The organism is Robertmurraya sp. DFI.2.37 (assembly GCF_029211245.1).
Classification (GTDB): domain Bacteria; phylum Bacillota; class Bacilli; order Bacillales; family Cytobacillaceae; genus Robertmurraya; species Robertmurraya methanolica_A.
This window is the reverse complement of record NZ_JARGEJ010000011.1, coordinates 66,903-80,919: the sequence shown is the minus strand read 5'-3', so window position 1 is coordinate 80,919 and position 14,017 is coordinate 66,903. Positions and strand designations below refer to the sequence as shown.

The following is a 14,017-nucleotide window of genomic DNA, read 5'->3' as shown; positions in this document are numbered from 1 at the left end:
GAAGACACGACTAGTAAAAAATTTAATTTTAATAGTTTAAGATTCTCAACTCCTGTCCACACTGTGTGGTGAAGGGGTGGTCAAACATGAAAGCCAAAACAATAGCATTGGCATATATTCTAATTCTATCAATTGGAACAATTCTTAGTTTATATATACCAAAAAATGAAGTAACTGCGAATGACTTAGTTGTAATTCCGAATGAAGCGATACGGTTGCGAATTTTAGCAAATAGTGATCATGAAAAAGACCAAGAGATGAAAAGAAAAGTGCGGGATGCCATAAATGCAGAAATTTCAGCATGGGTGGAGGATTTAACTTCTGTAGAAGCTGCGCGCAGATTAATCGAGTCAAGAATTCCAGAAATTGAAAAGATTGCAGAAGACGTAGTACGCACTAACGGTAGCACCGATAAAGTGGAAGCTGCTTATGATAAAAAGGTTGAATTCCCAACAAAACTATACGGTGAATTTCTCTATCCAGCAGGTGAATACGAGGCAATTCTTGTCTCGATTGGGGAGGGGCAAGGTGCGAACTGGTGGTGCGTCCTTTTCCCGCCGCTATGTTTCCTTGATTTTTCCAACAGTGTGGCAGTAAGTGAAGGAATAGAGGAAGAAGCGGTGGAAGAGGAACAAGAAGAACAAGAAAAACAAGAAGAACAAGAGGAGCCGCTTTTCGTTGAGGATGAGGAAGAAGAAGTGAAAGTAAAGTTTTTCCTAGTAGAAATCTTTGAAAAGATCTTTGGATAATAGGTTTCAGATTCTTTTGATTACCTACAGGAATACAAATGAAGGTAGTGCAGTGTATTCTAGCAAAAATGGTTCTATCTACAACATATCCACATATTAATAGAGTAGATATTAAAAAAAAGAGGTGTGAGTAGATGGAAGCATTAATACGTTGTGCTCGAATGACAGATAAGGATAGGTTAATAGCATTTCTAGAAAAGGCAAACCTTGGAACAGATGGAGTCGAGGATGCGATTGAATATTTTTTGATTCTGGAAGATGAGGATGAGCAAATCCAGGCAACAATAGGGATAGAGCCGTTAGGAACATATGGCTTACTTCGTTCTTTAGCAATGACGCAAAAACTTAGTGAAAATGAGTTGCTTTTCCTTCTTGAGCAAATGCTTAAGCTTGCCCGAGAAAAAAAGTTGGAAAGTCTATATCTTGCAACAAATAAACGCTCTTCGCTATCGTTATTTTCAGTATTGGGTTTTGAAAGAGAAGATAAAGAGAATTTGCCTAACGGATTATTTGCTTCCGAGCATGTGAAACATATTATGAATGTGGACAACTCGTTATTTATGCGTTTAAAGCTTGAATAATGTGGATATATCCACAAAGTTATCCACTTTATAAACAGTTTTATCCACAATTTGTGGATAAAACTTGAGAATCATATCCCCTTCTCTTATACTTTCTTACGTGATAAAGTAGGAAAGTACCGTTTAGATGGAAAGAAGACGAAGGTGGAAGATTATGGATACATCATACTTTAAAGTGGATAAAAATGTGGATAATCTGTCAACATATCCACAAATAATAGAGGCTGCAGATAGATTAGTGAAAAATGAGGTTGTCGCTTTTCCGACGGAAACGGTTTATGGTTTGGGTGGAAACGCAAAATCAGATGCTGCGGTGCGGAAGATTTTTGCAGCGAAAGGAAGACCGAGTGATAATCCGTTAATTATTCATATAAGTGAACTTCAGCAAATTAAGGAGTTTGTTGTAGAAGTACCGCAGACGGCCGAGCTTTTAATGGAGAAGTTTTGGCCAGGTCCTTTAACGATTATTTTTCAAAAGAAAGCAGGGGTACTGTCTGAACTTGCGACTGCGGGCTTATCCACAGTTGCAATTCGCATGCCTGAACACCCGGTTGCTTTGGCGCTTATTCAAGCGTCGGGTCTTCCTATTGCAGCGCCGAGTGCAAACCGTTCTGGCAGGCCTAGTCCGACAACGGCAGAGCATGTATGGGAAGACTTAAATGGGAAAGTATCCGCCATTGTGGATGGTGGCTCAACGGGGATAGGAGTGGAATCAACCGTCTTAGATTGCACGGGTGATATCCCACAAATCTTGCGGCCTGGTGGTGTTACAAAGGAACAGCTAGAAGCGGAGATTGGTCTCGTCAAGGTTGATCCAGCGTTGGCAAGTCAGGATAAGGCGCCAAAATCGCCTGGAATGAAATATACCCATTATGCCCCTGATGCCCCGCTTTATTTAGTAAAAGGGAGCCGAGAATATATTCAACAGCTTATCTTTGAAAAAAAACGAGAGGGTCTTAAAGTCGGTGTACTGACCACGGTAGAAAACCGCGATTATTATGAGAGTGACATCGTTCAAGTGTGTGGACAAAGGAGCAGGTTAGAGACTGTAGCAAGCGGATTGTATGATGCGCTTAGAAGCTTTAACAAATCGGATGTGAATATCATATTTAGTGAAGCCTTCGTTCATGAAGGAGTCGGTGAAGCCATTATGAATCGCCTTTTGAAGGCTGCAGGACATAAGGTAATCACGGAAAATTAGAATATTACATTTATGTTACAAAATGATTTCTAGTTCTTGTCCCCCTATGGACATGCATATGCTGAAATAGCAGATCCAAAGGGGGCGCATGGATGTCTGAACTAATCGGAGAAATGATTACACTAATGATAATGGCATTTGCTCTTGGGATGGATGCATTCTCCGTAGGGTTAGGAATGGGAATGATCCCAATTCGATTGAAGCAAATCCTTAAAATCGGGGTCACTATCGGCTGTTTTCATGTGCTAATGCCCATGCTGGGAATGGTGGCTGGTCGCTTTCTGTCAAAGCAATTTGGAGAGGTTGCCGCTCTGCTTGGCGGAGGACTATTGCTTCTTTTAGGTGTACAAATGATTTTATCAAGTTTTAAAAAGGAGGAAGAATCACGGTTCACACCCGTTGGTTTAGGACTCCTTCTTTTTGCGCTAGGGGTAAGTATTGACAGTTTTTCCGTAGGTTTGACTCTGGGAATTTACGGGGCAAAAACAGTGTTAGTTCTCGTTTGTTTTGGGCTGGGAGCATGCATTCTTACGTGGATGGGCTTACTGCTTGGAAGAAAAGTACAAGGTTGGTTAGGAACGTATAGCGAAGCCCTTGGGGGTGGAATTTTACTTGCGTTCGGTATAAAATTGCTGCTATTGTAACAGCAGCTTTTTTTATTTTGTTTCAGCGAGTTAGAGGATATAATGAGAACTATTAGAAAGGAAAATCCGCCAAGCTTGTATTGTTTATCCTAATGGCGGGCAAGGTTTTACTAGGGGTATTTATATCCGACTAGGACTATTGACACTGCTTTATTTGTAAAAAAATTCTTCTTTTCTAATAAAAATGTCTTATAATGTAGAAAGAAGGGGGAACCAGGGTGACTCGCATACTATTTGTTTGCACAGGTAATACTTGCAGAAGTCCAATGGCAGAAGCTATTTTAAAGAGTAAAAAAATTCCTGAAATGGAAGTGAAATCTGCTGGAGTATATGCAATGGATGGGGCACCTGCTTCATCGCATGTACAAAGAATATTGGAAGAAGAGGGTATTGAGCATGTTCACCGGTCGTCTATGCTTACGAAGGGGTTAGTGGATTGGGCTTCATATATATTCACGATGACAGAAAGCCATAAGCGATCTGTTCTCTCTATGTTTCCAAATTCTGAGGGGAAAGTATTTACTTTAAAGGAATTTGCAGGTGAAAAAATAAATAGTGATATTCACGATCCATTTGGTGGCTCCTTAGAAACATATAGAAAGACCTATATTGACATCAGTGAGAATATAAAGAAAATAATCGAGAAATTAATGGTCTCGGAGACATTTAGGGAGGAAGAAGATGGAGGAGAAAAAGAAATATAAGTTTGGTCTAAGGAAAAAACTTGTCTTATTTATTACGACGCTTGCACTCATTACTTATACTACGAGTGGACTATTTATTTACTTTTTATATCCAATGATTCAAGATATGCTGCCATTTGGAGAAATTACATTCACGATTATTACATTAAGCTTAGGGATTATCTGGTCTGGAATTTTGGCATTTCTAGCAGCCGGCTTTATTATTAAACCGCTGCAAAAATTGGAAAAAGTGGCTTTGAAGGCGGCCCATGGCGACATCTCCGTTGATGTTGAGCTTTCAAAATCTGATGATGAGATTCGTGCTCTTGGGGTTGCTTTCAATCACATGCTTTTCAACTTGAAAGAAATGGTGCAAAAAATTGATGAAAACTTCCAAGCGACGAATGAAAAAGTGATCTCCATTTCCCGTGAATCCTCTGCTGCTGCTGAACAAGCAGAAGCGATCGCAAGAACGATAAGCGAAATTTCGATGGGAGCAGACAATTCAGCAGTGTCGATTCAAGCAACAGCAGAGTCTGTTGAAGATGTCATCCGTATTGCAGAAGAGGTTCAGGAGACAGCTAAGAGCTCTGGAAATGTTTCACGTGAACTGGTACAGGATCTTCAAGAGTCAAAGGATATTATCCATTCTTTAGTCTCCGGTATTCAGCGTCTTGCAAAGGAAAACGAGGATTCCTTGCAAACGGTTAAACGATTGGAAGACAACGCCGCAAAAGTAGAACAAATTATTCAGCTTGTAGGCGATATTGCAGCCCAAACGAATTTATTAGCGTTGAATGCCTCGATTGAAGCAGCGCGCGCGGGTGAGCATGGCAAAGGTTTTGCTGTCGTAGCGGAGGAAGTTCGTACCCTTGCTGACGAAAGTGGAAAAGCAGTGCAAGGCATTTCTGAGCTCATTAAAAATATTCAAGAAGAAGTTCAAAATGTCGTTCAACAAATTGCCAACCAAGTTGAAGTGGCCAATGTAGAGGCGGAAAAAGGCGCTCAAACGAATAATGTCATTGAGGAAATGACGAAAACAGTCAATGAAATGGCTGAGTCAGTCACAGCGATTACAACATTAGTCGATAAACAAATGGAAAGCATTGTTCATACTTCCACCCAATCACAAGAAGTGGCCGCTATCGCTGAAGAAACCTCTGCCGGTGCACAAGAAGTAACGACGGCTACTAACCAGCAGGCAGCGGTTATAGAAAATGTCGAAAAGCTTGCTTCCGAATTAAAAGGACAAGCCGAAGCGTTAAAAAATACAATTACTCGTTTTAAGCTTTAAAAAATGGTTACGGCTCCAATAATGGGAGCCTTTTTTATTGGTCTTTTTTTAACAATATGGTTGCTGAAAGGAGTAAAAAATAAGACAAAGCCAAGTTGAGCATAAATGGTGAAAGCCAAACAGTCTAAATCAGTATCTGGGTGAAAGTAGTAAGCACGTGATGAGCCTCATTGTTAAAAAAAGCGGATTGTGTCAAAATATAATCGAAATCAATTTCGGAAACAATGCGCGATAGGAGGAAAACGGATATGAAGGTTGCAATTGCATCAGATCACGGCGGATTGAATATCCGCCAAGAGTTAAAGCAATTAATGGATGAATTAGGTATTCAGTATGAAGATTTTGGTTGTGAATGCGAAACGTCTGTTGACTACCCAGATTATGCTTTACCAGTGGCGGAAAAAGTGGCTTCTGGTGAATTTGATCGAGGCATTTTAATTTGTGGAACAGGAATTGGCATGAGTATTGCAGCGAATAAGGTAAAAGGAATACGCTGCGCCCTTGTCCACGATGTATTTAGTGCGAAGGCAACTCGTGAGCATAATAATAGTAATATTTTAGCAATGGGAGAGCGCGTTATTGGACCAGGATTGGCTCGTGAAATTGCCAAGGTATGGTTGTCTACTAATTATGAAGGCGGTCGCCATGAAAAACGTGTCGGGAAAATTACAGCCTACGAGGATCAACTTTAAGTTTCCTTGAAAGGAGGTATGGGCATGGTAATGGAATTACCGCAATGGGAAAAGCAGTTAGAAACCGTTTTACGAGAATTTAAAGAGCAAACAACGATTGCGAAAGGTCATCTTTTCGTGATTGGCTGTAGTACCAGTGAGGTAGTTGGTCAAAAAATCGGTACAGCTGGAACGGTTGAAGTTGCGGAAATGATTTTTCGAAAAGTGAAAGAATTCGCTGATGAAACCGGGGTTCAGCTTGCTTTCCAATGTTGTGAACATTTGAATCGGGCGCTCGTTGTTGAGCGAAAGACGTCAGACAGTCGAGGGCTTGAGGAAGTAACCGTGATTCCTGTTCGCAATGCAGGTGGTGCAATGGCAACCTATGCTTATCATCATTTTGCTGATCCGGTCGTAGTTGAACACATTCGTGCAGAAGCAGGGATAGATATCGGCGATACACTGATTGGCATGCATATTAAACATGTTGCTGTTCCTGTCCGTGTCTCATTAAAAACGCTTGGAAACGCTCATATCACACTGGCAACGAGTCGTCCGAAGCTAATCGGTGGTGCTCGTGCGGTATATGAACGAACAACTGAAAACAAATCATGTTAAAAACCTCCAAAAAAATTTGCATACATCTACATTTTTTTGCTTCTACTATTCGGTAGAGGCTTTTTTTATTTTTAGTGTAACTTTAAAGTAAGAGAGACGTGTACCTTACGGATTACTTTTTAAAGGGGAAAAAGCATGCGCAGTCGAAAAAATGAACTTGAAATTTTATACAGGCAATATGCGAAATCCCTGTACTATTTTTTATTAAAAATGTCGGGCTCGAAAGAACTGGCAGAGGATTTAACACAGGAAACCTTCGTGCGAGCAACGATTTCTCTGTCAGAGTATAATCGCGAGGACGTCCGAGCGTGGTTATTTAAAGTGGCGAGAAACGTCTATATAGATGAGTGGAGAAAGCGGCAGAGAAGAAAGAAGATTCCCTTTGCAGAGCTTTTTACAAAAGAAAATGAGTTCCTCAGCCCTTATGGATTGCCTGAGGAAGAAGCGTTAAAGATGGAGGAAAGGGAAGATCTACATACTTTCCTAAAATTTTTGCCAGAGCAATATAGAACAACTTTATATTTAAGAGAATTTGAATCATTTAGTTATAAAGAAATCGCCGAGGCGCTTGACTTGACGGAAAGTCAAGTAAAAGTGACCATTCACCGGGCGCGAAAAAAATTATTACAATTAGCGAAAGAGAATAATTGGAGGGAAGAACGTGAATGAGTGGAATAAGGAGAAGGAGAAAAAAATTTTATTAAAGTATCGCTTTATGTTAACGATGAAAATTTTGCGCATCTTAATTGTGTTCTTTTTTCTGTACGTGGTCTACATGATGATTGTCTCCATTAGTTATGAATCTCTACATTTGGATAGAAAGCATGCGTATTATAGTAAAGTTGCTTTAGAGTGGACAAATCCAAACATAAATGGGGATATAGGCGGATTTGTGGATAGTGAAATTACGCCATTTCTGACGCAAAAGATCTCTTACCCGTTGTTCAAGACGATTGGGAAAGAGGAGAAGCAAGTAGGCGAAATGAACATTCGTAAATCGCTGTTGTTTTCATCGCGGCCGTTGGACAATGTGACGATCCCTGAGGACAATCGCTTTTCTTTTTCCTTACCGGAACACCCTAAAACAGGAGACAGGCTAAAGGCTAACGAGGATCCGAGGGTTTGGGATACGTTAGCTAAACTTCATGAAGGAACGGTAGGGGAGCTCGCCTTTTCAACGACTGATTTCATGACAGCTGAAGAACTTATTGATTTGTTAAAACCGTATGATATCGATATATTATGGGCCCCGCTTTATACAGGTGAATTCACCGTTTTTCAACCAGGAGGATGGGGTGGAGGAGAAGAGGAAATCTCAATTATGAGTCCCTTTGGGCTTACGGGAGGACGAGAGATTGATGATGATTATTTATCGGAAGGGAAAATAAGGGTGTTAACAGAGGAGCAGCTTGACGAAAGTAAAAAAATGATGCTAACGAACATGAAAAACCTCCTCACCGAAGAGTCAAAGAGATACTACGAAGGATTTTTAGGGCTGGATTATCTTAAAGAGCGCTACGATTATTTGCAGGAGAATGGATTTATCGTCTATGGGGCAGTAGTAACCGGTCCTGTAAAAGAACTGCTGAAGCTTCAGGATGCTCCTGAAATCCGAGGGGAAAGGCTTGGAGAGCTCGATTATTGGAATTGGGAGGAATAACGAACATTTTTATTATAACCATATAATATTATTCGGATTTTATTCGTAAATCATCTTGCGTATTTTTCTATTAACGATTAAAATGGGAAGCATGTGGCAGGAGAAATAAAACATATGAGGGGGATTATGATGAAGCATTTGGCACAGCAGGATGAGCAAGTATTTCAAGCGATTCAAAAAGAATTAGGTCGACAACGTACAAAAATCGAACTTATTGCATCTGAAAACTTTGTGAGTGAAGCAGTGATGGAAGCGCAAGGTTCTGTATTAACAAATAAATATGCAGAAGGTTACCCTGGCAGACGTTATTACGGTGGCTGTGAATATGTGGATATAGCCGAGGATTTAGCCCGTGATCGTGCAAAGCAAATTTTCGGTGCAGAGCATGTAAATGTTCAACCTCACTCAGGTGCTCAAGCAAATATGGCTGTTTATTTCACGATCCTAGAGCAAGGGGACACAGTGTTGGGAATGAACCTTTCCCATGGTGGCCATTTAACACACGGAAGCCCTGTTAATTTTTCTGGAGTTCAATATAATTTTGTTGAGTATGGTGTAGATGAAGTTTCTCACACCATCAATTATGATGATGTTTTAGAAAAAGCACGTACCCATAAACCAAAGCTAATTGTTGCTGGTGCAAGTGCATACCCTCGCGTGATCGATTTCAAGCGTTTTAGAGAAATCGCGGATGAAGTGGGTGCCTACTTAATGGTGGATATGGCTCATATTGCAGGACTTGTTGCTGCTGGCCTCCATCCAAACCCAGTTCCGTATGCTGATTTTGTTACTACAACAACCCATAAAACTCTTCGTGGTCCTCGTGGCGGAATGATTCTTTGTAAAGAGGAATTTGCGAAGAAGATTGATAAATCGATTTTTCCGGGAATTCAAGGCGGTCCACTTATGCACGTAATCGCTGCGAAAGCAGTGGCATTTGGGGAGGCTTTACAAGATTCCTTTAAGGATTATGCAGCGAATATTATTGCCAATGCTAAGCATTTAGCAGAAGAACTGCAAAAGCAAGGGCTCAACCTTGTTTCTGGGGGAACGGACAATCATCTCCTATTAGTGGATGTACGTTCTCTAGGTCTTACTGGTAAAGTTGCTGAAAAGGTTCTCGATGAAGTTGGAATCACTGTTAATAAAAATACCATTCCCTATGATCCGGAAAGCCCGTTTGTAACAAGTGGTGTTCGAATTGGAACAGCTGCCGTTACCTCTCGTGGTTTTGATAAAGCAGAGATGGAAGAAATCGCCTCCATCATCGGGTTTACATTGAAAAATCACGAAGATGAAGGAAAGCTTGAAGAGGCGAAACAACGAGTGGAAGCTTTGACAGGTAGATTTCCGTTATATCAACAACAATAATTATGTAAGAAGAGCGAAGTTCTGTTGCTGGAATTTCGCTCTTTTATTTTTGCGGACATTGATTTGTAGTTAGTGTATTGGCAAGTTAGCATCCGTAAGCTTGTGTGGGCACAAAGAGAGGCCACTTGATTCATCCTTGCAGAAACGTACTTTTCCCCGAAATAGGAGAAAAACTGGAAACAAATAGTAACTTAAATATTCACTCCTTCGTCTAAATGAATATAAGTCAATAGGATCGAGGGAGATAATGATGAAATGGAAATGGAGGGCCTCTCTCCTTATCATTCTGTTTTTAACTGCATGTGGTACAGCGTCCACGCAGCCGAAAGCGGATGGAGGGCAATTGAAAAGTCAATCGCAAAATCCTGAAAACAGCTCAGGCTGGGAAACGGTTGAAGTAGTCAATAACCGAAGTATTATTGCGAAATTAGAACAAACGACAAATGATACGTCAAAGCGAGATAGGGCAGTAGAAGAAGTCAAGGATCTAACGGAATTTTTGGCTGGGCAGTTTGGCGATACAATAGAAGAACGAGTAGAGTCGTTAGCTGTTGAGGTAATTGAAGGAGGGATTGTTGAATCTAGTATAGCGGATATTAATGGTGGATATGATGCGTTTATGAAGAAGGGTGTAATTTTCTTTGTGAAAGAAGTAACAGATACGGAACCATTCGGTGTTTGGATTGGAGTCAAACAAGCGGATGAGAAGTTAAAAAGCTTCGTTGACGCTTTACAAGAAAAAGTAGATAGTGGAGATATGCTGGCAAAAAATATACATATTTACTATACTCCGTATACTACGGAAGAGAATCATTTACTAACGGACGAAGTATATAAGGTTGTCAACGAAATAGTCAAACAGTCTGCAACGCCCGAGCATCTCTTGTATGTGTTGGGCGTCGATGCGAAAACTGGAGCTATAGAGATTAGGCATAATTTTCTAACAGAAGAACAACAACAATTACTGCGGGATCAATTTTCTGAAAGAAATATCGTTTTTGATAAGGGGAATATTTATCCTAGTGTAGAATATAGTGCGTCCGCAATTTAGGAGTGTTTTGATCTCAATGTAGATAGTTTACAGTGCTGATTCAAGAGATATAAGATCAGAGCGTAATGGATGAATCGACAGCAGCAAAAAGGCAATATCCCCAGCTAAGGAAGCATCCACTATGGGTAAGTATAGCCAGATGATGTTACTCTAAAAGTGAACTTTTAGGATTTTAGGTTGTCAAGGTGTTGAGGCGCAGCGTCACCAGTAGAACTAAAAATAAAGATATGTAAGACTTTTTCTTTAAGTCACGTGTATATATCGAGGAAGATGTCATTTCTTTAACAATTTCGGATAGGAGTTGCTCTTGGATCTCTTTTTCTGTAAAATTAGACGAAGTGTGAATAGAAAAGGAGAGTGTAGCATGGCAAAAGTATACGTTTTTGACCACCCATTAATCCAACATAAACTTACATACATCCGTGAAAAGGACACTGGAACAAAGGAATTTCGTGAACTAGTTGATGAAGTGGCAACGTTAATGGCTTTCGAAATTACACGTGACATGCCTTTGGAGGAAATTGAAATTCAAACACCAGTCAGCACTATGAAATCAAAGGTATTGGCAGGGAAAAAAATTGGTGTCATTCCAATTTTACGTGCTGGAATTGGAATGGTTGATGGTGTACTTAAGCTTATTCCTGCGGCAAAAGTTGGCCATATTGGACTTTATCGGGACCCGAAAACGTTAAAGCCAGTTGAATACTATGTGAAGCTACCAAGCGATGTCGAGGAGAGAGACTTCATTGTGGTTGACCCAATGCTTGCAACAGGTGGATCAGCGATCGAGGCAATTAACTCTTTGAAGAAGCGCGGAGCTAAAAATATTAAATTTATGTGTCTAATCGCTGCTCCAGAAGGGGTAGAAGCCGTCAAAGAAGCTCATTCTGATGTAGATATTTATATTGCGGCATTGGATGAAAAGCTCAACGAAAAGGGCTATATCGTCCCAGGTTTAGGAGACGCGGGAGATCGTTTATTTGGTACGAAGTAAGGCGATAGGAGCATGAATGAGAAGAAAGAGAGTGTGCATAATGGACAAGCCGATTAAAGTAATGACGATTTTTGGGACCAGACCTGAGGCAATTAAGATGGCCCCATTGGTTTTAGAGCTGCAAAAATACCCAGAGTACTTTGAATCGATTGTGACGGTTACTGCTCAACATCGTCAAATGCTAGATCAAGTGCTGGCGATTTTTGGCATAACTCCTGACTATGATTTAAATATTATGAAGGACCGCCAAACGCTGATTGACGTAACCACTCGAGGCCTAGAAGGTCTAGATAAAGTTATGAAAGAAGTGAAGCCGGATATTGTCCTTGTTCATGGCGATACAACGACAACCTTCGTAGCTAGCCTGGCAGCCTTCTACAATCAGATCGTTGTTGGTCATGTGGAGGCGGGGTTAAGAACGTGGAATAAATATTCTCCTTTTCCAGAGGAAATGAATCGGCAGTTAACAGGAGTAATGGCGGATCTGCATTTTTCACCAACATCTAAATCTGCTGAAAATTTACGCCGGGAAAACAAGCAAGAAGAGAGTATTTTCATTACAGGAAACACAGCGATCGATGCTTTAAAGACAACGGTAAAGGAAGAGTATCATCATGAAGTGCTGTCTAGTCTTGGCAGCGATCGACTTATTCTTTTAACAGCCCATCGCCGTGAAAATTTAGGTGAGCCGATGCGCAATATGTTCCGTGCTGTAAAACGCATTGTCGACGAGCAAAAGGATGTTCAAGTTGTCTACCCAGTCCATTTAAATCCTGTTGTCCGTGAGTTAGCAGCTGAGATTTTAGGAGATGATCCGCGCATTCGTCTAATCGAACCTCTCGATGTTATTGATTTTCACAATGTAGCAGCGCGTGCTCATTTAATTTTAACGGATTCAGGCGGGGTCCAAGAAGAAGCCCCATCTTTAGGCGTGCCTGTATTAGTGCTTCGTGATACGACCGAAAGACCAGAGGGAATTGAAGCAGGCACATTAAAGCTTGCAGGCGTTGATGAAGAAACGATCTACTCTCTCGCCACTGAACTTTTAACCGATGCTATGGCGTATGAAAAAATGGCAAAAGCAACAAACCCATATGGTGACGGCGAAGCCTCCCGCAGAATATGCGAGGCGATTCGCTACTATTTCGACAAAACGAATGCACGACCTGAACCATATAATCCATTAGACGAGTAAAAGGAACACACCTTCAATTTGAAGGTGTGTTTTATCTCTGAAAATTAGTATCTAAAATTTTCGAGTCTACGCAAACCGCAATCATCTACAACTAACCCGCAATCCTGTTCGATTTACCCGCAATAATCTCAAAATGCCCGCAATCATGGCCAAAAGACCCGCAATCCTTACCGCTGGTACCTATTAAACAAGTAAAATTGACTCCTAATTCGTAAACTGTTCACAGAAATTAAACAGGAGAATCTAGATATGAAGCGAATTTCATTATTAATCTAATAATAAGGAGTGAAAGACCCATTATGATATTAAAAGAAAGAGATAAACCCTTTAGAATTATGCAAAATGATGTACTTCTTCGTAGGTTACCTAAAGACCATCCGAAAATTCAATCTATCTTAGATGATCAAGCAAAGCGGAAAGCGGGTTTACGTGGTGAGCAAAATGTATCCTACCATCTTACGTTTCTACCAGAAAAGTATGATGTTATCCATGATATCCGCCTCAAAATTAAATCAGGACAAACGTTTCAGATTGATAGCTTGGTCGTATCCCCTTACTTTTTCCTCAGCCTTGAAACCAAAAATATGATAGGAACCTTATATTTTGATAAACATTCGAAACAATTCACGAGAACATTTAATGGGGTTGAAGAAGGCTTTCCTAATCCGATCATTCAAGCGGAAAGGCATAAAATACAATTAAATAAATGGATTCTTGAGCGTAAACTTCCAATCCTTCCGATCGAATGTTATGCAGTCATTAGCAACCCCTCAACAATAATTAAATCCAATGATCCAGAAATTTTTAAGAAAGTATTCCATGCTGAGCACCTGCCAAGCAAAATAAAACCATTTGAAAATTTGCATAAACAAAAGATTAGTGAAAAAGATTATCGGCGCCTTACTAAGACCATGATTAAAAACCACACTCCATCAAAGCAAGATGTTTTCGAGATATATAAACTACAAAAATCAGAAGTCAATTCAGGTGTGCAATGCCCGAACTGTAATTTCATTCCGATGAATTATTGTTATGGGACCTGGTCATGTCCATCCTGTGCTACATCTTCAAAAACAGCTTATAAAAAAGCGATAGAAGATTATCTCTATTTGTTTGGGGAAACCATAAATAATCAACAATGTCGTGACTTCCTTCATATGTCGTCTAGGCATGTGGTTCGTGAACTCCTATTAAGAATGGAACTTGAACAATCGGGAACGACCAAAAATGTGATCTATCATTGGTGATCCACAAAGTAGTTACCTAAAATAAGTATTTGAATTTCGCTGAATTACGCAAATCCGC

The 14,017-nt window shown here is 40.4% G+C and carries 15 protein-coding genes; all 15 read left to right on the top strand.

Annotated elements, in window-relative coordinates:
- Nucleotides 1-86: 86 nt before the first annotated feature.
- A complete protein-coding gene (gene spoIIR / locus PZE06_RS08515; protein WP_150914361.1) occupies nt 87-749 on the top strand; it encodes a stage II sporulation protein R in 663 nt (220 codons plus the stop codon).
- A gap of 134 nt (nt 750-883) precedes the next feature.
- A complete protein-coding gene (locus PZE06_RS08510) occupies nt 884-1,330 on the top strand; it encodes a GNAT family N-acetyltransferase (RefSeq protein WP_150914360.1) in 447 nt (148 codons plus the stop codon).
- Nucleotides 1,331-1,484: 154 nt separating this feature from the next.
- Nucleotides 1,485-2,531 carry an L-threonylcarbamoyladenylate synthase gene (locus tag PZE06_RS08505; RefSeq protein WP_150914358.1) on the top strand — a complete coding sequence of 349 codons (1,047 nt, stop codon included), beginning with the start codon at nt 1,485-1,487 and terminating at the stop codon, nt 2,529-2,531.
- Nucleotides 2,532-2,623: 92 nt separating this feature from the next.
- Nucleotides 2,624-3,175 (top strand): manganese efflux pump MntP, encoded by a 552-nt coding sequence (locus PZE06_RS08500; RefSeq protein ID WP_150914355.1) that lies wholly within the window; start codon nt 2,624-2,626, stop codon nt 3,173-3,175.
- Between the two features lie 218 nt (nt 3,176-3,393).
- Complete coding sequence (locus PZE06_RS08495) at nt 3,394-3,879, top strand: low molecular weight protein arginine phosphatase (protein ID WP_150914353.1); 486 nt, start codon at nt 3,394-3,396, stop codon at nt 3,877-3,879.
- The gene (locus PZE06_RS08490; RefSeq protein ID WP_150914351.1) at nt 3,857-5,152 is read left to right on the top strand and encodes a methyl-accepting chemotaxis protein; all 1,296 of its coding nucleotides are present in this window, start codon (nt 3,857-3,859) and stop codon (nt 5,150-5,152) included. The genes PZE06_RS08495 and PZE06_RS08490 overlap by 23 nt, the downstream gene beginning before the upstream one ends.
- 248 nt (nt 5,153-5,400) lie before the next feature.
- The gene (gene rpiB / locus PZE06_RS08485; protein WP_150914349.1) at nt 5,401-5,844 is read left to right on the top strand and encodes a ribose 5-phosphate isomerase B; all 444 of its coding nucleotides are present in this window, start codon (nt 5,401-5,403) and stop codon (nt 5,842-5,844) included.
- Nucleotides 5,845-5,868: 24 nt separating this feature from the next.
- Nucleotides 5,869-6,441, top strand: a complete 573-nt coding sequence (locus tag PZE06_RS08480) for a TIGR01440 family protein (RefSeq protein ID WP_150914347.1) — start codon at nt 5,869-5,871, stop codon at nt 6,439-6,441.
- A 135-nt stretch (nt 6,442-6,576) separates the two neighbouring features.
- Nucleotides 6,577-7,110, top strand: a complete 534-nt coding sequence (locus PZE06_RS08475; protein WP_150914345.1) for a sigma-70 family RNA polymerase sigma factor — start codon at nt 6,577-6,579, stop codon at nt 7,108-7,110.
- A complete protein-coding gene (locus PZE06_RS08470) occupies nt 7,103-8,101 on the top strand; it encodes an anti-sigma factor (protein WP_150914343.1) in 999 nt (332 codons plus the stop codon). The genes PZE06_RS08475 and PZE06_RS08470 overlap by 8 nt, the downstream gene beginning before the upstream one ends.
- A 129-nt stretch (nt 8,102-8,230) precedes the next feature.
- Complete coding sequence (gene glyA, locus PZE06_RS08465) at nt 8,231-9,472, top strand: serine hydroxymethyltransferase (protein ID WP_150914341.1); 1,242 nt, start codon at nt 8,231-8,233, stop codon at nt 9,470-9,472.
- 247 nt (nt 9,473-9,719) lie between these two features.
- Nucleotides 9,720-10,523 (top strand): hypothetical protein, encoded by an 804-nt coding sequence (locus tag PZE06_RS08460; RefSeq protein ID WP_275791664.1) that lies wholly within the window; start codon nt 9,720-9,722, stop codon nt 10,521-10,523.
- Between the two features lie 364 nt (nt 10,524-10,887).
- Entirely contained in the window at nt 10,888-11,517 is a 630-nt protein-coding gene (gene upp / locus PZE06_RS08455; RefSeq protein WP_095312078.1) for a uracil phosphoribosyltransferase, read from the top strand.
- A 40-nt stretch (nt 11,518-11,557) separates the two neighbouring features.
- Nucleotides 11,558-12,712 (top strand): non-hydrolyzing UDP-N-acetylglucosamine 2-epimerase, encoded by a 1,155-nt coding sequence (wecB, locus tag PZE06_RS08450; RefSeq protein WP_150914337.1) that lies wholly within the window; start codon nt 11,558-11,560, stop codon nt 12,710-12,712.
- Between the two features lie 299 nt (nt 12,713-13,011).
- Nucleotides 13,012-13,959 carry a nuclease-related domain-containing protein gene (locus PZE06_RS08445; RefSeq protein WP_150914335.1) on the top strand — a complete coding sequence of 316 codons (948 nt, stop codon included), beginning with the start codon at nt 13,012-13,014 and terminating at the stop codon, nt 13,957-13,959.
- Nucleotides 13,960-14,017: the final 58 nt, after the last annotated feature.